The organism is Cohnella luojiensis, assembly GCF_004564235.1.
Taxonomy (GTDB): Bacteria; Bacillota; Bacilli; order Paenibacillales; family Paenibacillaceae; genus Cohnella; species Cohnella luojiensis.
This window is the reverse complement of record NZ_SOMN01000002.1, coordinates 124,487-145,240: the sequence shown is the minus strand read 5'-3', so window position 1 is coordinate 145,240 and position 20,754 is coordinate 124,487. Positions and strand designations below refer to the sequence as shown.

Here is a 20,754-nt window from a genome sequence, read left to right as displayed (position 1 = left end):
CTACGAATCGCCCCGAAATGGACGAACTTCAAGCAGGAAACTCCAGGGCGACTCGCAGCAGCTCAATGATCCCGCGAAACCTCTCAGCTCTGCCTTGGCAGCGGTTCCGCTCTCTGATGGATGGACGGCATGCTCTTCCCTATCCTTGTTATTGTTATTATTTTACCCTCCACCTGTAAGAGAGTCAATATGCCCCTTCCATACGCAAAAAACCCGTTCCTCGCCCCAAGGGGAGAAACGGGTTAGCCTTAATCATTAGGGAATGTAGAGTACCTGACCTTCGGACAAGTAAGGCTCGTGCAGGCGATTGTAGAGCTGTAGCTCCCTCGGCTGAACATTGTACCTATTCGCGATCACATCGAGCGTCTCTTCCCGTTGGACGATGCACATCTTCACCTTGCGGAAGGATTGGGCTTGGTTCCCTTGGTTCAAGAAAAGCCGGGTCCATTCCAATTCATCCCCGCTGCTTTGAGCGGCATTACTGGCCAACAACGCCTTCTCCTCGGCTTCGGCGGCTTCTTGCAGCCGAAGTTCCGCCTCGCGTTTCGCGCCTTTCTCGCCTAACTGGGAGAGCAGCCCGACGCCGAATTGATAGGTTGCTACTGGCTCGAGGGGTTTCCCGCCTAAGGCGACCCGTAGATCCTGTTGATCTTCGATTGCTTCTGGAGGCGATAGCGATGAATACAGTTCCGGATTCGGATTCGGTTCGGGTTCCGGTTCCACGAGTCGCTCAATCGTTACGTCCCCCCACTGGGAAGTCGCATAGAGATTGTTTTCCGCCGTCTGGGGAGCAGCGAACGACTCATCTCTCCTCGCTTCCTCCAAATTCTGAAACATGGACAGCCAGCTGCTCTCCTTGGAGGCTTCGTTGGCTAGTGCATCGGTCTCGGATTGCAAGCCCCATGCATCGTCTCTTTCTTCCTCGGTTAAACCCTCTTCGTAGGATGATGAATATTCTTCGGCGGACGGAGCTGCAGAATCGGCATCTACGGACTCGTCTTGGGCTGATTGATCGGGTCTTTGAGGTTGTTCCGGTTGATCCGTCTCGGCCTGATGCACGACGGTGAAGCTGTCGTCTCGCCAGATCGGACTTTGCGAGCCTTGCACCTGCAAGCCCCTCAACGCCAATACACCCGTTACGTTCAACGAGCGGGACGTAAGCAAGTCGACGTCGAAATTATCGATTTCCACCGCCAGCTCTTCCACGCTCTGAATCCGGTTTAAAGGCAACGAAATCTCCACCGGAATCCAATGCTCCAACTGGGAAACGCCCGAGGAATCCTGCGAGCGGTAAATCCCCGACAACAGCAGGTGGCCTCTCAGCAAAACTTGATCGTCCTGAGGCAGCGCCTGCATATGAGGCACCAACTCGATCTCTTCCAACTCTTCGATTGCGGCTACATCGTCAGGCAGATGCACACGTTCGTAGATATCGAATCGCAACCCGTTCAACTGGTCCGTCACGACGAAGTCCTCCTTTCGGCATAAGCCCCCGACTACATCGGCCGGGGTCTTTACAATTCACTAATTATCTATATGCCGCGGATAGTCGGGCATGACTGAAAAAAACAAACAACCCCCTCGGCTTTATGGGCCGGGGGGCGGGTGAATGAGAGCTATTATTGATTGGGTAGCAACTTCCCAATGGAATCTCGTTCCGTTAATACGACTAAGCGAGTCCCAAACAGAATACCCGCGCCAGGAACGCTTATTCAGCCGAAAGTGCCTCATTGAGATTAGAGCAGCTTAACCAATTAACTGCCCGATTAGCGAAGCTAGAACCTGATAACGGAACCTCGTTCCGCTATCAGCACCGCTGGCGGCTCTTTCCACGAAATAACGGAACCTCGTTCCGCTATCAGCACCGCTGACGACGGCTTCCACGAAATAACGGAACCTCGTTCCGCTATCAGCACCACTGGCGGCTCTTTCCACGAAATAACGGAACCTCTTTCCGCTATTGGCACCACTGGCGACTCTTTCCACGAAATAACGGAACCTCTTTCCGCTATTGGCACCACTGGCGGTACTTTCCACGAAATAACGGAACCTCGTTCCGCTATCAGCACCGCTGACGACGGCTTCCACGAAATAACGGAGACTGATGAACATGATTCCGCTAACAGCCCTATATGGCGGAATTTTCGGGAAGCGCTAGACTAGACCTTCAGCAAAGCCGCCCTGTGCCCCTCGATGGTCTGGTCGATATCGTCGTCGGAGTGGGCGATCGAGACGAACCATCCTTCGAACGGAGAAGGCGCAATGTTTACGCCGTTATCCAGCAATCTACGGAACACGGTACGGAAGCGTTCCGTATTAGCGGTTTTGGCGATATCGTAATTGATGACATGCCTATCCGTGAAGAACGGGCATACCATCGAGCCAACGCGATTAATCGTCATCGGAATCCCCGTCTCCGCCGCATTGCGCTCGAGTCCGGCATGAAGCCGGACCGATAATCTTTCCAAGAGCCGGTAGGACTCCTCGGTCATCAGTTTCAATGTCGTGTACCCCGCGGCCATAGCTAGCGGATTACCCGATAGAGTTCCGGCTTGATAGATCGGCCCGACTGGCGCCATCTGCTCCATGATCTCTCTTTTTCCGCCATACGCGCCAACAGGCAAGCCGCCGCCGATGACTTTACCTAAGCAGGTCAAATCCGGAGTTACCCCGTACAAGCCTTGGGCACAGTTCATGTGTACCCTGAATCCGGTCATGACTTCGTCGAAAATAAGCAAGCTGCCGTAGCTGGTCGTTATCTCGCGCAAGCCGGAAAGGAAGCCCGGCAACGGAGGTACGACGCCCATGTTGCCCGCTATCGGTTCGACGATAATCGCCGCGATCTCTTCTCCGTAACGTTCGAACGCAAGCTTCACCGATTCCAAATCGTTATAGGGTACGGTCAGCGTATGCGCCGCCACGCTATCGGGTACGCCCGGACTATCCGGAAGCCCTAGTGTCGCAACTCCCGAACCCGCTTTAATGAGCAAGCTGTCCGCATGCCCATGATAAGAGCCCTCGAATTTCAGGATTTTACTCCGTTTCGTATAACCGCGGGCTAATCTCAATGCGCTCATCGTCGCTTCCGTTCCGGAATTGACCATTCGCACGATCTCGACGGAAGGAACCCTCTCGCAGACGAGCTCGGCCATTAGGGTTTCGAGCTCCGTCGGAGCCCCGAAGCTTGTCCCTTTCTCCGCGGTCCGCTTGATTGCCTCCACGACTTCCGGATGAGCATGCCCGGCGATAAGAGGTCCCCATGATAACACGTAGTCGATATAGGTTTGTCCGTCGATGTCCGTAATTCGGCTACCCTCTCCGCGCTCGATAACAAGAGGAGTCAATTCTACCGATTTGAAAGCCCGTACGGGACTGTTCACCCCGCCCGGTATGACACGTTTCGCGCGTTCGAATGCAGCTTTAGAACGGGAGTCCGTGCGAGTTCGATGATTTTCGCTCATATTCGTCACATCCTACTATCAGAATTGGAAATGGCTGTGGTAAACTTATACAGGAATAAACAGTCATGCATACCGCACCTCATTGGAGCAGGAGAGATATTATGATCGAATGGCTAAAAAGAGTTTCGCTGTTTGACAACCTAAACGACGATCAACTAGAGCGCATCCTGAGAATTTCCCATAGGCGAAACCTTGCGTCCGGTACGATTCTCTTTCATGAGAAAGAAATGGGATCGACCTTCTACGTCGTACTGTCGGGCTCCATTAAACTTTTCACGAAAAGCAATTCCGGCGAAGAGAAGGTCCTTTCCCTGGTCAATAGCGGCGAAAGTTTCGGAGAACTATCGTTGCTTGATGGACGTCCCCGTTCGGCTTCGTCCCAAACGTTGGAACCGACGACCGTACTTGAATTGTCATCCGAGCAATTCATGGATTTATTGCAAGCTCATTTCGATATTACGCGAGGAATATTAGCCGAGCTTTGCCGTAGATTGCGCACGACCAACGAGCACGTAAACGACCTTACCTTCCTTGATGGGCGTACCCGGGTACTCAAAAACCTAATCGCGCTAGCCAACAAAAATGGCAAACGAGACGGAAATATCATATCCATCCATATGTCACTCAACTATGACGAGCTTGCCCAGATGGCCGGCGTTACCAAATCCGTTTTGTCCGAAGTCATTCGGGAATTGGAGACGCGCGGCGTCCTTCAGTTCGGCATCAATGAATACAAGCTTAATTTGTTAAAGCTTCGCGGCTAATTAGCCTCATTCTCCTTTAACCAGCGTGCGGCATCTTTGGCGTGATACGTAATGATCAAATCCGCTCCCGCGCGTTTCATGCCGGTTAACGTCTCCAGCACGATCGCCCTCTCGTCGATCCACCCTTGCATGGCCGCCGCTTTAACCATGGAATACTCCGCGCTAACGTTATAGATGACGATAGGCAAGGAATAACGGTCCCTCAGCATTCTGACAATGTCCAAATAGGCCAATCCCGGCTTCACCATCAAGAAATCCGCGCCTTCATCCACGTCCGACTGGGCTTCTCTTAACGCTTCGCGAGCGTTGGCGGGGTCCATCTGATAGGTTTTGCGATCCCCGAATTGCGGCGTCGAGTGGGCAGCTTCCCGGAACGGCCCGTAATATGCGGAGGAATACTTAACCGCGTAGGACATAATCGGCGTATTCGCGAATCCCGCATCGTCTAACGCTTGCCTGATCGCGGTTACGAACCCGTCCATCATATTGGATGGAGCGATAATATCCGCGCCCGCCTTCGCTTGGGAAACGGCTGCCTTCGCAAGCAGCTCCAGCGATTCGTCGTTGCCGATTTCCGCGCCGCAATCCGACGTATGAACGACTCCGCAATGACCATGATCGGTAAATTGGCACAAGCAGGTGTCCGCTACGATGACTAGCTCGGGGTACAGTGCCTTTATTTTGCGGGCAGCCCTCTGAACGATTCCGTTGTCGTCGAATGCCGACGTTCCCGTCGCATCCTTATGGTCGGGAACTCCGAATAGAAGAATCGACTGGATTCCGAGCCCGACGATTTCCGAAAGCTCTTGTTCCAACGTGTCGAGCGACCAATGATATACGCCGGGCATGGATGCAATCTCGTCTTTTATTCCCGTGCCCTCCGTCACGAATATCGGGGCGATAAAGTCGTTCACGCTGATCATTGTTTCTCTTACTAGATTTCGTAGTCCGGCCGTGCTTCTCAATCTCCGATGTCTAACTAAAGGGTATGCCATAAGCCTTTATTCTCCTTTCGTAACGCGCCGTCTTTCCACCAATGCTTCAACTAAGCCGTCAATCGTATATTTTTCCGGAACGATCGATACGCGAAGTCCGTTTTCCTCCGCCGTCTTGGCGGTAACCGGACCGATGCAAGCAATCTCGATATGATTCAGCGTTTCCGCGGGATTGTTAACCCCAAGTCCGCGCAAGGCTTCCAATAAATTAATAACCGTAGACGAGCTGGTAAAAGTAATGACGTGAATTTCCCCGTTTGCCAGCATCTCCGGCAGCCATAAATCCCGCGGTGCGGACATCGCCGTCTCGTACACGTCGATCTCGACCGTTCGGACGCCTCGTTCCTTCAGTTCTTTCGGCAGGGTTTCCCTTGCCAAATCGCCTCTCGGCAGCAATGCCGACTGGCCGGCCGTGATCTGGCTGTCCAAGCTGTCCAGCAAGCCTTCCGCGCGGAAGCTTTCCGGCAACAGATCGGCTCGGATCCCTCGGGATGCGAGCGCTTCGGCAGTCTTCGGTCCGACAGCCGCGAATTTCGCGCGATGAAACCGCCGGATGTCGATCCCGCAACGGTCGAGCCAATTGAAGAAATACTCCACGCCGTTGACGCTCGTGAGCATGACCCAATCATAGGCATCAGCTTGTCCCAATGCGTCCTCAATCGCCCGAATGGATTCATCCGACGTCGGCAGCCTCGTTTCGATCACCGGGAACTCGTACGTTTCGCCGCCCAGGTCATCTATCTTGGCCAATAGCTCGCTCGCTTGCGAACGGGCGCGGGTAACGAGCACCCGTTGACCGAACAAAGGCTTTTTCTCGATCCAGGATAAGGTATCGCGCTGGCGTACAACATCTCCGACGATGATAACGGCAGGCGGTTTGAGGTTGGCCGCTTTTACTTTATCGTCAATATCGCTGAGCGTGCCGACAACGGTTCTTTGCTCCGCCCTTGTCCCCCACTGCACGAGCGCAACCGGGGTTTCCGGCGATCTTCCGTGCTTGATCAGCTGCTCGCTAATATACCCGATCTTGGCAACGCCCATCAGAAACACGAGGGTACCGGTCGCATTCGTTACTTTATCCCAATAAATCGAATGATCAAGCTTATCGGGGCTTTCATGACCCGTTATCACGGAAAAGGAAGAGGCCAAATCACGGTGCGTGACGGGAATTCCTGCGTATGCCGGAACGGCTATCGCAGATGTTATACCGGGAATAATCTCGTAGATTATGCCATTCTTTTGCAATAAGTCGGCTTCTTCTCCCACGCGTCCGAATACGGTTGGATCTCCGCCTTTGAGGCGGATGACGGTTTTACCTTGAAGCGCTAAGTCGACAAGCAGCCGATTGATATCCTCTTGCTTCATCGTATGACGATCCGGAAGCTTGCCCACATAGATCCGCTCGGCATCCGGCCTGGCATGGTTAAGCAGCTGCGGACCCGCCAACCGATCGAACACGATAACATCTGATCGCTTCAACGCCTCCAGCCCCCGTACCGTGATCAGCTTAGGGTCGCCTGGACCCGCGCCGACCAAATAGACTTTCCCTTTGTCCATTCGGCTATTCCCTCGCTTCCGCCAGTAAATTGTCCGCGCCTCGGCTCAACAGCGCTTGCGCGACTGCCGATCCGACTTCTTTAGGATCGGAGCCTGCCGCGGTTTCCCTTAACAACCGGGTTCCGTCGGGAGAGGACACCATTCCGTTCAACACAACTGTCCCATCCGAGTCATCGGTTTTCAGTTGAGCATAAGCTCCGATCGGCACTTGACAGCCGCCATTCAACAGTCCAAGCAGGCGACGTTCCGCCGCGACGGTCCGTTCGGTATCCGGATCGTTCAGAAGCCTCAGCAATGCGAACACGTCCGAATCATTGCCTCGACATTCAATGGCCAATGCGCCTTGACCCACAGCGGGCAAACAGATTTCCGGGGAGAGATACTCCGTTATGCGATCCTTCCATCCCATCCGGTGCAGACCGGCAGCCGCTAGAAGTATGGCGTCAAAGCCCTCTTCCTCCAATTTTCGAAGCCGGGTATCGATATTGCCGCGTATGGATTCGATCTGCAGGTCTGGGCGATAAGCATGTAACTGCGCCGCCCTACGAAGGCTGCTAGTTCCGATTCTCGCGCCTTGCGGCAGTTCCGACAAGCTTCTTCCTTCCCTGCTAATGAGGCAATCCCGAGGATCCTCGCGTTGCGGCACCGCTCCGATGATCAACCCTTCCGGAAGCTCGAATGGCATATCCTTCATGCTATGTATAGCTAGGTCGATCGCGCTATTCAATAAGGCTTCTTCGATTTCTTTCACGAAAAGTCCCTTACCGCCAACCTTTGACAACGTCACATCAAGAATGCGATCTCCCCGAGTGACGATCGGCTTTACTTCGAACGTATAGGCAAGCTTTTCCCTGGCGCATAGATCTCTTAGCAATTGTATGGTCTGGTTCGTTTGAGTTAGCGCGAGCGAGCTTTGCCTGGAGCCAACGATGATGTTACGCATAACTTATCTATCCCTTCCGGTCATTTACTCGTTTGCTTAGTTCCCGTAGTCGAGAGATCAGCTTAACCTTGTCCTGCGGCCAAGCTAGCGAACGCCATTCCTCCAGCGCTTCGTCGGTAACGGCGGCTTGGAGAAGCTCGCGCCGCTCCGAAGGATCCGAGACCTCCGCTTTCACGATCAGGCGAATGGCTCTCAAGGCCTGGACGTTCTCATTGTATTCCGGGCCGTATCGTTCGGCAAGCTCTTGAATAATCCGGGCGGCCAACGCGGGACCGGCTCCGGAGGCGCTAGCCGTCAGGACCAGCTCATCTCGCCTTAGCACCGCCGGAACGATAAAGTCTCCGCTTTCCCCATCGTCCGCTATATTCACGGGAACCGCTCTTTTCCCGGCTTCCTCGGAGATCCAGCTATTGATAATCGGTCTATCCGTTGCCGCGAATACGAGCGAGGCTCCGTCGAGATCCGTTTCCACCGCTTCTCGCCTCTCCCAATGCAGGAGCCCGGCTTCCGCCCATTCCAACATGGCGGGCGTGAGCTTGGGACTGATTACGAAGACGCTTGCCTTCGCTTTTAAGAGCCCTTCCGACTTCCGCTGCGCAACGGATCCGCCGCCGATGACGACGCATTTGCGTCCCTCGACCTTTAATAGGATAGGATACCAATCTGGCAAAATGCGAACGCTCCTCTCGGTTGCGTTTATATTTTCAACCGGTCGCTATAGAAGCTGATGAAACGAAGAAAGAGAGCTTGCGAAAAAACCCGTAACTAATAGAGCATAACCCAATAGATTCCACATCGCCAGCTTCGTGCCGTTGTCAGGCGAAGCCATTCTGCGGATCAAATATACGACGTAAAGCGCGCCCGCGGCAAAAGACAGCAATACCTTCTCGTCCAATAGCTTAGCCGGAGAGGCGTCAAGCAGTAAGGCCACCGTTCCCGTCGATAAGGACAGCAATAATAGCGGAACTCCAATTAACCCGGCTCTGTAAGCATACTGATCGATCCACTCCAAGCTGGGCATCCGACTCATCACGTGCGTCCATTTCTTGGCTTTGAGCCTTTGGTGCAGGAAGAGATACATCACGCCCAATATGGCCGCGATCGTTAATACCGCGAACGCGATAGTGATTAAGCTCACATGGACGATTAGAAGTCGCCTGGCAACCTCCCAAGGCTCCAGCCTCGCGTTTTGTTTCGGAAGCTCGATGAGGTTAAGCGCCAAAACCGCGAATCCGACAACGTTAACGAGCAGCACGAGGAGCTCGGCGCGTAATAGGCGGTTGAGGATGAACGACGCGGAAACGAGCAGCCACGATACGAAAAATAAATAATCCTTTAACGTCAGCGAAGGGACCGATAAGCGATCGAATAATAACGCCAACAGGAATACCCCTTGCAAAATCCAAACAAAAACAAGCAGCCCTGTTCCCACCTTCTTGGCGCTCCGGTTGCCGGATGCGGCGTCGGACACGAAAAAAAGCAGGCTCAGGGCATAAATATAAAGTACGGCGTCTGTTAACCAATCTTGTGTTATCATGAGGGCAGCGCCTCCAGTATCGCTCGCGTTATCGAAGCGCGCCCGCAAGCTGCGACAGCAATTTCTCGACATCCAGCATGGAACCCGTCGCCGTCGCTTCCAAGCCCTTGGCGGCAGGGGCCGTCTCCTTGCGGGATTTCTCGCTGGCTATTTCTTCCGCCTTAAGGACGGCGACCTCGTCTTCCAGAGCGAACAATTGCACGAACAGCTTCATCGCTTCGTCGCTGCGCTTCTCGGCGGCTAGCTCTTTAATTCGCAATATAGGATCATGTATAACTTGATTAACAATGCTTTTGGTTAATTTGCGGATGACCTTGACTTGCCGATCGTCCAGCTCGGGGAGCTTGCGCAGCAAACTGTCCAACGTATTCTCCTGGATGGCTGCCGCTTTCTCTTGAAGCGCCCGGATGAGAGGACTAACTCCCAAGGTGGCAAACCATTGACGATAAGCCTCTTGTTCGTCCACGATCATCTCTTCGATAATAGTGGCTTCTTTGCGACGTTTCGCCATGTTCGTTTCCACGATGCCTTCGAGATCGTCGATATCGTACAGGAACACGTTAGGGATGTCTCCGCAAGCAGGTTCGATGTCACGCGGTACGGCGATATCGATGAGAAACAGCGGTTTTTTCTTGCGTGCGGCCATAGCCGCTTCCAAGTGCTCGCGGGTAATGACGAATCTCTCCGCCCCGGTGCTGCTTATGACGATATCCGTATCCTTCAATCGTTTGATTGCCTCGTCCATATTCATGGCCGTGCCTTGGAACTTGACTGCCAGCTCTTCCGCCTTTTCGATCGTTCTATTGGCGACGAACACTTCCTTTGCGCCGTTGGCATGCAGATGCTGAGCCGTTAACTCGCTCATCTTGCCTGCCCCTACGATCATGATCTTCTTGTCGTCGAACCTTCCGAAGATCCTCTTGCCAAGCTCAACCGCCGCGTAACTGACGGAAACGGCGTTCTCTCCTACCGATGTCTCGGAGTGCGCGCGTTTGGCGAGGGTAATCGCTTGTTTGAATAAACGGTTGAACAGCGTCCCCGTTGCTTGTTGCTCTTGCGCCAGCAGGAACGCATCTCGTACCTGTCCCAAAATTTGAGTCTCGCCGATGATCATGGAATCCAGGCCGCTTGCGACCCTGAACAAGTGCTCGACCGCGCGATCGTCTTCGTACATATAGAGATGCGTGTTGAATTCCTTGCGCGGAATCTTGAACCACTGCTCCATGAATGCGCGGATGTAATGCCCGCATAAGTGCAGTCTGTCCACGACCGCGTATATTTCCGTCCGGTTGCAGGTCGCCACGACGACTCCCTCGAGAATGCCGGTCGTTTGCTTTAACGCTTGCAGCGCAAGCGGCATCTCTTGTTCCGACAACGCAAAGCGTTCCCGCATTTCGACGGGGGCCGTTCGATAATTCAATCCGACGGAGATTAGATGCATGTGCAATCACCTGACTTTCTGCTGGGAGTAGGGGTCAGCCTGTATGTCAACGATTATTATAGCATAGCTGGACTACCTCAAATACGCTTAATTATGAAAACTTTATGAAAACCGCTCCGGCGCTTTTTTCCTATTGTCGACGATTAGTTCCATTCGTATTCCTTATACATATGAAAAAGCCATGAGGTTAGTCCCCCCATGGCTTCGTTGCCGATCTTATTTAACGAGTTCGACCTGCTTCATCATCGGTTCTACGACTTCCATTTCACCGAGTCCACGGATCAATTTCTTCGCATAAGTTTTTTCCGGTTTAAGGACATTGACGAGGTAGTCAATTGCCAATTGCGGATCCACCGTCTCGCCACAAGTATAACAATCGATTGCGGCAAAACCTCTTTCAGGATACGTGTGAATGGAGATGTGACTCTCCGATAGCAATACCAATACGGTAGCGCCTTGTGGTTCGAATTGTTTCGCTTGAACCGAGAGTACGGTCGCGCCACATGCTTCAGCCGCTTCCACCATGTGCGATTGGAGAAGTTCCGCACTGTTCAGTAAGTCAATGTTTCCTCCCCATGTATCAACCGCAACGTGCCGTCCGAAAGTCGAGTATTCCATCTTTCGGTTCCCCCTTCCTAGGAATAAAATGTGAAACTGATTTCATCCGCTAGGACCTACGTCATTCACTTGGAGGGAATTTGCTCTCACCGCATTCCTTGAGTGAATCCTGGTTCCTATTGTATTGTGTTGTCAACGAATCTAAAAATAACATCTATCCGGGGTAAATGCAATAGTTTTTTTTGCGTCATGCATAATCCGGTTTCCCCGCGCCCCGTCAAGGATTTTGTACAAAAGAAAAGAGCCAATCGAATGGCTCTTTCGCTTGGTCGGTTATAGACTCGCTCAGGCCTCTAAAGCGAATAAAAGGCGACTATGGTATTTCAATCTTTGGTCGATTTCAACGATAAGTTCCGGTTCCTTCGTTTGATTGCGAATATCGAGCAATTCGTTTACGGATCCGCGCAGTCGGTTAATTTCTTCTTCGACCGAACAAAGATTAAACTGGGATTCCAGTCTTCCTAATGTATCGCTTTGCTCAAATACGGTCCTCAAAAGAGTACCCTTACTCTCAACGATGCGTACCACGTTACCGCGGATGTAATGATAAACCATCGTATAACCAGGATAAATCCGGTTTACAACGGCATCGCCTTTGAATGAAGAAACGAGCTTGCGTAAAGTGTTAGTTAGTTTGGGCTGGACGACCCGACATGTCAGCGCACATCGATACTGTCCGTTGCTGCGTTCGAACGTCAAGCGAATGGATTCTCCGCCGGCATCCTCTTCAAGCACGACCTCCTGATTGCCGTTATCCAATACAAATACTTGCAGACGCAGCTGCTGGACTTCGCACAAAGAGATCAATCTCGGCATTTCGGCTTCCGTCAGTGTCAGACTGGCATTGACATACTCCGTGGCTACCCGTTGAGCCATAAAATCTCCTCAATTCCCATTGTCTTGCGATTGTGTTACCCGATAACTAACTTTATTATACGCTAATTCGCAAGCCGTTTCCTCTCGCCAAAACGTGATATTCCCGGAAAAAACGCGTAAAAATCGATTCCTCCCGCGATTCCTCCAACCTTTTACCCGTTATCCTCTGTTTCCTGCACGATGTTAGGGGGTTCAGAGGGGGGATTAAGCGGTATTCCTGCCGATTGCATGATGATGCTCCATAATTCGTCCCTTCCTTGTCCCGTTTCCGAGGAGAACAGAACAAGAGGCACGTGTCCGGGCATACCCAAGGTTTGGCGGACGATTTTCACGTGTTTAGGCCATTGCGAACGGGATACTTTGTCCGCTTTGGTCGCGACGACCGCCATCGGAATCTCGTAATGGGATAGCCATTCGTACATGCGTTGGTCTTCCGCGGAAGGAGGATGTCTCAAGTCGACCAGCTGCAGCACTAATTTAAGCGGCTCGCGCCCCCTTAAATAACGTTCGATCATCTTGCCCCATGCTTCGCGCTCGGACTTTGACACCCTAGCATACCCGTAACCGGGAAAATCAACGAAGTAAAGCTCTCCGTTGATCTTGTAATAGTTGAGCGTCTGCGTTTTGCCCGGTTGCTGGCTTGTGCGGGCCAAATTCCGGCGGAGCAGCATTTTATTGATAAGGGATGATTTCCCTACGTTGGAGCGGCCGGCCAGAGACACCTCCGGAAGTCCATCTTCCGGATACTGGCTCGGACCGACCGCGCTGATGACGAATTCGGATTGCTTGATTTTCATAATGCTTAAGGTCTCCCATCAATGTGTGCCGAGCGGCCTCGTTTCATCGGGCTCGTCGTTAACGGCAGCCGGAATAACCGAGCTCTCCGCCTTCAATTCGTCCTCTTCCTGTCCCTTCGCGCTCGGGTTCGGGATGAGGGGATCGGATAAGGCATGCTGAAGCACCTCATCCATGTGCGAGACAGGCACGAACGTCATGTTCGATCGAACGCTCTCCGGGATGTCGCGCAAGTCTCGTTCGTTGTCTTTAGGCAATAATACCTTCGTAATTCCGGCACGGTGAGCGGCTAAAGACTTCTCCTTCAGCCCCCCGATCGGAAGCACGCGTCCCCGCAGCGTAATCTCCCCGGTCATGGCAACCTCGCGAGATACTTTCCGGCTCGTCAATGCCGAGATAAGGGCCGTCGCAAGCGTAATGCCCGCGGAAGGACCGTCTTTGGGGATAGCCCCCTCCGGAATATGAATGTGGATATCGTTCTTCTCATGGAACTGAGGGTCGATCCCCAGCTCGTTCACGCGGCTGCGCGTATAGCTGAATGCCGCTTGCGCCGATTCCTTCATCACGTCGCCCAATTGGCCGGTTAAGGTCAGTTTTCCGCTTCCCGGCATAATCGTGACTTCGATGACTAGCGTGTCCCCGCCTACCTCGGTCCAAGCAAGTCCCGTAACCGCGCCGATCTGATCTTCTTGCTCCGCCATTCCGTAGCGGAACTTCGGCGGTCCGAGCAGCTCCTTGAGCTTCTCCACGTCGACGACGAACGGGGCGGCTTCCGGATTCGCCACAATAGCTTTAGCCGCTTTACGGCATAGGGAAGCGAGCTGCTGCTCCATGTTACGCACGCCGGATTCCCTGGTGTAGTGACGGATGAGGGACATGAGCGCTTCGCTTTCTATCACGAGTTGCTCATCTTCCAAGCCATGATTGCGCTTCTGTTTCGGCAGAAGATGGCGCTCGGCGATTTGAAATTTCTCGATTTCCGTATACCCCGGAACCTGCAATAGCTCCATGCGATCCAATAAAGGCCTAGGAATATTATGAACGACGTTGGCCGTCGTCACGAACATCACGTTCGAAAGGTCGAAAGGCATCTCGATGTAGTGGTCGCTGAAGGTCGTGTTTTGCTCGGGATCAAGCACTTCAAGCAAAGCGGAAGACGGATCTCCACGGAAATCCATGGCCATCTTATCGATCTCGTCCAATAGGAACACCGGATTCGCGGAACCGGCATTACGCATGCCTTGCAAGATGCGGCCTGGCATTGCTCCGACGTAAGTCCTGCGGTGACCGCGGATTTCCGCTTCGTCCCGCACGCCCCCAAGCGAAATTCGTACGAATTCTCTCCCGAGGGATTTCGCGATGGATTTCGCTAAAGAGGTTTTCCCGACGCCCGGCGGACCGACTAAGCATAGGATCGGACCCTTCAGCTTCTTGACCAGCTTCTGGACGGCCAAATACTCCAAGACGCGTTCCTTCGCCTTATCCAAGCCATAGTGTTCATCATTCAAGATCTGCTCGGCATTGGCGATGTCCAAATCGTCTTCCGTCATTTTACTCCACGGCAGAGCTAGCAGCCACTCCACGTAAGTACGGATAACGCCGCCCTCCGCCGAAGACGCGGGCATCTTCTCCAGACGATCGATTTCCTTCTCGACCTTTGCCGCGATTTTCTCGGGGAGCTCGGCTTCGGCTAACTGCGCCCTAAGCTCTTCGACTTCTCCAGCGCGGCCTTCCTTCTCTCCGAGCTCCTTCTGGATCGCCTTCATCTGCTCGCGAAGATAGTATTCCTTCTGCGTCTTCTCCATCTGTTTCTTAACGCGTTGGCTGATCTTGCGCTCAAGCTCCAGCACCTCGCGCTCGTTGTTGAGAAAATCGAGCAGCTTCTCCAAGCGGGGGCGAACTTCGACGGTTTCCAGGATTTCTTGCTTATCTTTTATTTTCAACGACAAATGACTCGTAATAACGTCGGCCAATCGACCTGGCTGATCAATGTCAGACACGGCGGCGAGCGTCTCCGGAGTTACTTTCTTGGATAGGTTGATGTAATGCTCGAACTGGCTGAGAACCGCACGCATAAGCGCATCTAGTTCCGAGTCGTTGGTCTGCCCTTCAATCAGTTCATGGGCAAGCACCTCATAGAATTCATCGTTAGGCAAATATTGTTCGATTTCCGCCCTGCTGACGCCCTCCACCAGAACACGGATCGTTCCGTTAGGCAGCTTCAGCATTTGACGTACCTTGGCAATCGTTCCGACTTGATAAATATCTTCTTGCGTCGGTTCTTCGATGTTGACCTCGGATTGCGAGCAGAGCAAGATCATATGATCTTCGATCATGCATTGCTCCAGCGCTTTCACGGATTTCTCCCGGCCCACGTCTAAATGCAGGACCATGCTGGGATAAACGAGCAACCCTCTTAAGGGCAGCAAGGGGATAGAACGGCTTTTCTGTTTGCTCGAACCCATAATTGACGCACCTCGCAGTTCTGGAACGATTTCAAACACTCCAGTCATTGTATCAAATGTATTCGCTCGCCGCAAAAAAAGAGCCGCCGAAACGGCAGCTCTAGAACTACTTCTTGTTCCTACCCGTCGATACGATGAGCTACTCCATCTATAGTTTGCGGCTTGGAAGGTACGTTGCCTGCCTGAAAAACCGCCCCCGCCGGTGCCGCCGCGAAGGCATCCGCGGCTACCGGCAACTCGCTGACCTGCCATTCCGGTTCCATCCAAGTCACATTTTCCCCGAACACGTGGCGGAATACGTCCTCCATTCGGTCCACGGGAATGACTTTTACGCCTTCAAGGCCTTCGAAGATCGCCTGCCAGTTTTCCTTAGGGATAATCACGGTTTCCGCTCCGGCTTGGAAAGCGGCTTCGACTTTGGCGACAACGCCGCCAACCGGTTTGACTCCTCCATGAATGCTCACCTCTCCGGTCATGGCGATTTTATTGTCCACGGGCTGTTTGGTCATTGCCGAAGCAATCGCAACCGCCATGGCAACGCCTGCCGACGGACCATCGACGGGCGTTCCGCCGGGAAAGTTGACATGCAAATCGAAGTTCTCCGGCTGGAAGCCGTTTCGTCTCAGCACGGTTAGAACGTTATCGAGAGAGCCCTTGGCCATGCTCTTACGCCTTAATGTCCGTTGTCCGCCTCCAAGCTCCTCTTCCTCCACGACGCCGGTGATATTAAATTGACCTTTGCCTCTAAGAGCAGGAATGGCAGTAACTTCGATTTCCAGTAACGCGCCCATGCTCGGACCATAAACAGCCAAGCCGTTAACGAGCCCGATCTGCGGTTTGGAAGGAATCTTCCGGTCGGGACGAGGCGGAAGCTGGCTGCTATTGACGACCCACTCCACGTCCGCCGCCCCGAGTTCATCGCGATTCTCCGATAAGGCGAGCCCGGCCGCCAGTTGGATAATATTTACCGCTTCCCTGCCGTTAGTCGCATACCGCTTTACTACTTCTAGAGCGTCCGGCCGCGGAACGAATCCGATCTTGTGGATGGCGTTCTCCGCGATCCGTCCGATCTCTTCCGGAAGCAACGGCCGGAAATAGACTTCCATGCATCGGCTTCTAAGCGCTGGAGGAAGATCGTTAGGAGACCGCGTCGTCGCGCCCACCAACCTAAAATCCGCTGGGAGCCCATTCTGGAAAATATCGTGAATATACATCGGAATGTTGGAATCCTCGGCATGGTAATACGCGCTTTCTAGATAAACCTTGCGGTCTTCCAACACCTTCAGCAGCTTATTCAACTGAATCGGATGGAGCTCGCCGATCTCGTCAATGAACAGAATGCCTCCATGAGCTTTCGTAACCGCCCCGGGCTTCGGCTGCGGAATACCCGCTACCCCCATCGCTCCGGCTCCTTGATAGATCGGATCGTGCACCGATCCGATCAACGGGTCGGCAATCCCCCGTTCGTCGAACCTGGCCGTCGTGGCGTCGATCTCCGTGAACTTCGCTTCCATACGGAACGGCGACAGCTTGTTCTTCTTCGCTTCTTCCAGAATGACCCTCGCCGCCGCGGTCTTACCGACTCCGGGCGGTCCATAGACGATCACGTGCTGCGGGTTGCTGCTGCACAGAGCCGCTTTAAGCGCGCGAAGCCCTTCCTTCTGTCCGACGATATCCGTAATCGTAGCCGGTCTGGTCTTCTCCGAGAGCGGCTTAGTTAGAGAGATGGAGCGAAGCTTGCGAAGCTTATCCATCTCCTTCCGGGATTCCCTGTCTACCGCGCTTCGGTTATTCTTCTGATTGCGCAGCAAATTCCAAAAATAAATGCCGATAACGACGGCAAAAAAAACTTGGACTAGCATTAAAACCATACTTAAAGTCATTAGAATCCCTCCCCGATCACGCCCTCAGGCAGGCACAGCTTTGTTCGGCTAAAGGCAAAAAAACCGGCACCCGGGCTATACCTGGTAGTATTGCCCGAATGCCGGTAGATATAGTCACTTAAATTTGCAACAACTCGCGAATATCTTCCTCGGACAACGTCGATAACGCCGTTTCGCCCGGTTGAATGACCTCGTCTATTAAATCTTTCTTGCGCTGCTGCAGCTCCAGCATCTTTTCCTCGATCGTGCCTTGGGCCACTAGCTTGATGACTTGCACGACCTTCTTCTGCCCGATGCGGTGCGCACGGTCGGCCGCTTGCTGCTCTACGGCAGGATTCCACCAGAGGTCGTATAAAACGACGGTGTCCGCTCCGGTCAAGTTAAGTCCGGTTCCCCCGGCTTTCAAGGAAATGAGGAAAATATCCCGAGCGCCGCCGTTGAATTCATCGCACATCTCCAGTCTTTGCGCAGAAGGCGTAGACCCATCCAAATAAAAATAAGGTAAGTCACGCCCGTTCAGCTCTTGCCTGATGATGTCCAGCATAGAAGTGAACTGCGAGAAGATGAGCATTCGTTTGCTGCCGCCTTGGCATTCCTCGATTATCTCGAGAAGCTGCTCGAGTTTCCCGGAGGTTCCCTCGTAGCCTTCGAGAAATAGCGCCGGATGACAGCAAAGCTGGCGCAGACGAGTTAAGCCCGCTAATATTTTCATGCGGTTCCTTTGGAAGCCGCCGTCCACGGAAAGATCCCGCACGATATCGGATTGCAGCTTCTCCAGGTAAGCGAGGTAGAGCTGCTTCTGCTCCGTGGATAATTCGGAAGGCTGCACGCTCTCGATTTTATCTGGTAGTTCTTTGAGAACTTCGCTTTTCAGCCTCCGGAGAATAAAAGGACGCACGATACGCGCCACCTTGTCTCTCGGCAGATCCGAGAAAGACTTCTTCCCGCTGAACAACCCGGGGAAGACTGCGTCGAATATCGACCACAATTCGTCTAGCGAGTTCTCGATCGGCGTACCCGTAAGGGCGAAGCGTTGCCCTGCCTTCAATCTTCTAACCGCGTGCGAGGTTAGGGAAGCATGATTCTTGATTGCTTGCGCCTCGTCAAGGAACAAGGCGCGGAAATTCTGCTTCTCGTACCATTCGATATCTCTTCGGAGAAGCGGGTAGGAGGTAATCCAGACGTCGACGTCTTTCATCTCCGACATCAGCTCGCTTCGCTCCTGACGATCTCCTGCCGCAACGACCGTTCTGAGACCCGGCGCGAACTTCTTGCACTCTCGCTCCCAATTATAGATCAGAGACGCAGGAGAGACGATAAGCACGGGGGAAGACGACACGCCTTCTACTTCCGCAGCGGCCGTTTCAGATACGATATAGGCGATGCTCTGAATGGTTTTGCCTAATCCCATATCGTCCGCGAGAATGCCCCCGAGGCGATAATTCGATAACGTCTTGAGCCATTGGAAACCGTATTTCTGATAATCTCGCAGAACCGGATCCAGTCCTTCGGGAATTTCGAAATCCAGATTGTCCGGATTGCGAAGATTATCCCATAACTTTCGAAGCGACTTCCCTAATTGTATGCCATGCGACGACTTTCCGAACTGATCCATGAGCTGGAAACCGCGTACGGCAGGCATGCGGATGCGATTCCCGTCCATGTCCGGCTTTCTCAGGTCAAGCTCCTCGAACAACCTGTTGATTTCCTTGAAGCTCTCTTGCTCGAGCGAGAGAAATTCTCCTCCGGGCAAGCGGAAATATTTTTTCTTCTCCACGAGATTGCGAAGAAGATTCTGAATGTCTTGCTCATCCATGCCTTCCATGTCGAAAGATACTTCCAGCCAGTTCGTTCCGATATCTACGTCGAGACGGGCTTTAGGCTGGTATTCGACCGTACGCATAACTGTTTTAACCGAATCAGTAGCATAAATCTCTACGTCGTCGCCTAATTGAGGCAAAATATCGTACAGGAAATCGTAAATATCTTCTTCCTGATCCAAGTAAACGTCTTTGCCGTTGAACTTGAAGGAGGATCTCTCGATCAGTGCCATGATCCGATTCTCCCTGTCGAGATCCCTCATCAGGATGACATCCGCCCTGGCGTTAGCCATCGCTTTCTGCGGCAACGGAGAAATGACGATGTCGTCGTAGACGTATTCCAGACGGGCAAGCAATCTATCCTCTTCGAAATCCAGATGCAAACGGGCATTAAGCGGAGGGTTCACGATACGATCGGCGATCTGAGGCGAAATTTCCACGTTCACGAATTGATTTAAACCGCGAACGACGCGATCGATGAAAGACTCGATTTGATCCGGTCCGATCAGAAGCCTTGTGTTCTTCTCGTAATGGAACATTTTCTTTAGATCCGAGATTCGCTTTAATTGGTGGGGGTCGGATTTGAAAAGCAACCCGTTCACGATGGCTACCCCATAATTGTCCATGAAGGTTGAATTTTTTAAACCTTCGATTTCAAGCTGGTAGCCCCCTCCCCCGGCCTTGTTTAATTGCACCGATATGGGGAGAGCCCCTTCCATTAGCTCCATGCGATGATTGCCCACGTTCTTATCCTCGAAGCTGATATTCACGTGCTCCAATAGAGGAAGCATTCTTTCCCAGATGGCAGGAGGAATCATCAGTATCCGCTCTTCCCGATGAGAGTAAGACGAGAAAGAATGGAACAGATCCTTATAGATTTCCTCGACATGCATGGCTTCGATCAACAATCGAATAAAACGGGCATCGAATTCGCTGAACGCATGCTCGGTAGGGTCGTAAGTAAAATGCTTCGCGAACATCATCGGCGTCGCTTCGTCGACATGCTTCAAGAAGTCTTTGATTCTCTGAACGATATATAGCCTAGAAAGTCCGAGTTTCATCGAGACCGCGAACATCGGCTTGTTGGAAAAGCTCTTGACGATTCTGCAAGCATATTCAATCTCGAGCGTCTGAGAGTCGAAGCCATCGTCCTCCGCGGCATCAAGCCGCGTTTCCGTCTGTCGGCTTAATACGCGGTCAAACAAAAAGATAACCTGCTTCGTCAGATGGGAATCCTTCTCGGAAATCACCTCATCGTCGGCAGGCGGCTCTTCCGTTACCTCATCTGCTAGCTTCAGCAAAACGGCAGCGATATGTTTGCAATACGCAAGAGGGGTGTACGCCGAGCATTCGCAAGAAGCCCCGACTTCGCCGTCCTCGTCGATCGCAAGCTCGACCTCGTAACGGTTGCGATTAGAGCCCTTCACGATTGCCCGGTAGCCTGCACCCCCGGCTTCTCTCTTCACGGAGAGAACTTGACCCGATCGAAAGTAAGCTTCCCCCCGCATGTAAGACGCGGGTCCGCATAGTTCCTGGATCGTTTGTTTATTGAGAGCGAATTCCGCCACATCCTTTGTATAAACCATCATTCATCATCCC

Annotated in this window: 16 protein-coding genes; 1 reads left to right on the top strand and 15 read right to left on the bottom strand. The window is 52.8% G+C overall.

The annotated features are described in order from the left end of the window. Positions 1 to 255: 255 nt before the first annotated feature. From E2980_RS02620 to hemL, 3 genes are all read right to left on the bottom strand, one after another. Positions 256 to 1,464, bottom strand: a complete 1,209-nt coding sequence (locus E2980_RS02620) for a LysM peptidoglycan-binding domain-containing protein (protein ID WP_135150574.1) — start codon at positions 1,462 to 1,464, stop codon at positions 256 to 258. Between the two features lie 282 nt (positions 1,465 to 1,746). Next, the gene (locus E2980_RS02615) at positions 1,747 to 2,112 is read right to left on the bottom strand and encodes a hypothetical protein (protein WP_135150573.1); all 366 of its coding nucleotides are present in this window, start codon (positions 2,110 to 2,112) and stop codon (positions 1,747 to 1,749) included. A gap of 47 nt (positions 2,113 to 2,159) precedes the next feature. Further along, positions 2,160 to 3,461 (bottom strand): glutamate-1-semialdehyde 2,1-aminomutase, encoded by a 1,302-nt coding sequence (hemL, locus tag E2980_RS02610; RefSeq protein ID WP_135150572.1) that lies wholly within the window; start codon positions 3,459 to 3,461, stop codon positions 2,160 to 2,162. Positions 3,462 to 3,562: 101 nt separating this feature from the next. Here hemL and E2980_RS02605 point away from each other — a divergent pair, with 101 nt between their 5' ends. Continuing rightward, positions 3,563 to 4,225 (top strand): Crp/Fnr family transcriptional regulator, encoded by a 663-nt coding sequence (locus tag E2980_RS02605; RefSeq protein WP_167746947.1) that lies wholly within the window; start codon positions 3,563 to 3,565, stop codon positions 4,223 to 4,225. On the opposite strand, the gene hemB is transcribed toward E2980_RS02605, so the two are convergent. The 12 genes from hemB to E2980_RS02545 all read right to left on the bottom strand — a co-directional run bounded on the left by hemB (position 4,222) and on the right by E2980_RS02545 (position 20,741). Further along, a complete protein-coding gene (gene hemB, locus E2980_RS02600) occupies positions 4,222 to 5,220 on the bottom strand; it encodes a porphobilinogen synthase (RefSeq protein WP_135150570.1) in 999 nt (332 codons plus the stop codon). The two genes, E2980_RS02605 and hemB, sit on opposite strands and share 4 nt — an antisense overlap. Before the next feature lie 6 nt (positions 5,221 to 5,226). Continuing rightward, positions 5,227 to 6,777 (bottom strand): uroporphyrinogen-III C-methyltransferase, encoded by a 1,551-nt coding sequence (gene cobA, locus E2980_RS02595; RefSeq protein WP_135150569.1) that lies wholly within the window; start codon positions 6,775 to 6,777, stop codon positions 5,227 to 5,229. A 4-nt stretch (positions 6,778 to 6,781) separates the two neighbouring features. Further along, entirely contained in the window at positions 6,782 to 7,720 is a 939-nt protein-coding gene (gene hemC, locus E2980_RS02590) for a hydroxymethylbilane synthase (protein WP_135150568.1), read from the bottom strand. A 7-nt stretch (positions 7,721 to 7,727) separates the two neighbouring features. Next, positions 7,728 to 8,390: a precorrin-2 dehydrogenase/sirohydrochlorin ferrochelatase family protein gene (locus E2980_RS02585; protein ID WP_167746946.1), complete on the bottom strand. Its 663-nt coding sequence runs from the start codon at positions 8,388 to 8,390 to the stop codon at positions 7,728 to 7,730. 45 nt (positions 8,391 to 8,435) lie between these two features. After that, complete coding sequence (ccsA, locus tag E2980_RS02580) at positions 8,436 to 9,257, bottom strand: cytochrome c biogenesis protein CcsA (RefSeq protein ID WP_167746945.1); 822 nt, start codon at positions 9,255 to 9,257, stop codon at positions 8,436 to 8,438. A 28-nt stretch (positions 9,258 to 9,285) separates the two neighbouring features. Continuing rightward, complete coding sequence (gene hemA / locus E2980_RS02575) at positions 9,286 to 10,698, bottom strand: glutamyl-tRNA reductase (protein ID WP_135150565.1); 1,413 nt, start codon at positions 10,696 to 10,698, stop codon at positions 9,286 to 9,288. Between the two features lie 216 nt (positions 10,699 to 10,914). Continuing rightward, entirely contained in the window at positions 10,915 to 11,316 is a 402-nt protein-coding gene (gene speD, locus E2980_RS02570) for an adenosylmethionine decarboxylase (protein WP_135150564.1), read from the bottom strand. 285 nt (positions 11,317 to 11,601) lie between these two features. Further along, a complete protein-coding gene (locus tag E2980_RS02565; RefSeq protein ID WP_135150563.1) occupies positions 11,602 to 12,192 on the bottom strand; it encodes a non-ribosomal peptide synthetase module in 591 nt (196 codons plus the stop codon). Between the two features lie 152 nt (positions 12,193 to 12,344). After that, on the bottom strand, positions 12,345 to 12,989 hold the full coding sequence (gene yihA, locus E2980_RS02560; RefSeq protein ID WP_135150562.1) for a ribosome biogenesis GTP-binding protein YihA/YsxC: 645 nt from the start codon (positions 12,987 to 12,989) through the stop codon (positions 12,345 to 12,347). Between the two features lie 18 nt (positions 12,990 to 13,007). Next, positions 13,008 to 15,452, bottom strand: coding sequence for an endopeptidase La (gene lon / locus E2980_RS02555; protein ID WP_135150561.1), 2,445 nt, complete (start codon positions 15,450 to 15,452; stop codon positions 13,008 to 13,010). Between the two features lie 119 nt (positions 15,453 to 15,571). Continuing rightward, the gene (gene lonB / locus E2980_RS02550; protein WP_135150560.1) at positions 15,572 to 17,335 is read right to left on the bottom strand and encodes an ATP-dependent protease LonB; all 1,764 of its coding nucleotides are present in this window, start codon (positions 17,333 to 17,335) and stop codon (positions 15,572 to 15,574) included. A 118-nt stretch (positions 17,336 to 17,453) separates the two neighbouring features. Next, on the bottom strand, positions 17,454 to 20,741 hold the full coding sequence (locus tag E2980_RS02545) for a DEAD/DEAH box helicase (RefSeq protein ID WP_135150559.1): 3,288 nt from the start codon (positions 20,739 to 20,741) through the stop codon (positions 17,454 to 17,456). Between the last annotated feature and the right edge of the window lie 13 nt (positions 20,742 to 20,754).

What these genes read in the sequence shown, in the direction of transcription:
- E2980_RS02615 (WP_135150573.1), bottom strand. Translation starts at nt 2,112, where the DNA reads ATGTTCATCAGTCTCCGTTATTTCGTGGAAGCCGTCGTCAGCGGTGCT.
- hemL (WP_135150572.1), bottom strand. Translation starts at nt 3,461, where the DNA reads ATGAGCGAAAATCATCGAACTCGCACGGACTCCCGTTCTAAAGCTGCA.
- E2980_RS02605 (WP_167746947.1), top strand. Translation starts at nt 3,563, where the DNA reads ATGATCGAATGGCTAAAAAGAGTTTCGCTGTTTGACAACCTAAACGAC.
- hemB (WP_135150570.1), bottom strand. Translation starts at nt 5,220, where the DNA reads ATGGCATACCCTTTAGTTAGACATCGGAGATTGAGAAGCACGGCCGGA.
- cobA (WP_135150569.1), bottom strand. Translation starts at nt 6,777, where the DNA reads ATGGACAAAGGGAAAGTCTATTTGGTCGGCGCGGGTCCAGGCGACCCT.
- hemC (WP_135150568.1), bottom strand. Translation starts at nt 7,720, where the DNA reads ATGCGTAACATCATCGTTGGCTCCAGGCAAAGCTCGCTCGCGCTAACT.
- ccsA (WP_167746945.1), bottom strand. Translation starts at nt 9,257, where the DNA reads ATGATAACACAAGATTGGTTAACAGACGCCGTACTTTATATTTATGCC.
- hemA (WP_135150565.1), bottom strand. Translation starts at nt 10,698, where the DNA reads ATGCATCTAATCTCCGTCGGATTGAATTATCGAACGGCCCCCGTCGAA.
- speD (WP_135150564.1), bottom strand. Translation starts at nt 11,316, where the DNA reads ATGGAATACTCGACTTTCGGACGGCACGTTGCGGTTGATACATGGGGA.
- E2980_RS02565 (WP_135150563.1), bottom strand. Translation starts at nt 12,192, where the DNA reads ATGGCTCAACGGGTAGCCACGGAGTATGTCAATGCCAGTCTGACACTG.
- yihA (WP_135150562.1), bottom strand. Translation starts at nt 12,989, where the DNA reads ATGAAAATCAAGCAATCCGAATTCGTCATCAGCGCGGTCGGTCCGAGC.
- lon (WP_135150561.1), bottom strand. Translation starts at nt 15,452, where the DNA reads ATGGGTTCGAGCAAACAGAAAAGCCGTTCTATCCCCTTGCTGCCCTTA.
- lonB (WP_135150560.1), bottom strand. Translation starts at nt 17,335, where the DNA reads ATGACTTTAAGTATGGTTTTAATGCTAGTCCAAGTTTTTTTTGCCGTC.
- E2980_RS02545 (WP_135150559.1), bottom strand. Translation starts at nt 20,741, where the DNA reads ATGGTTTATACAAAGGATGTGGCGGAATTCGCTCTCAATAAACAAACG.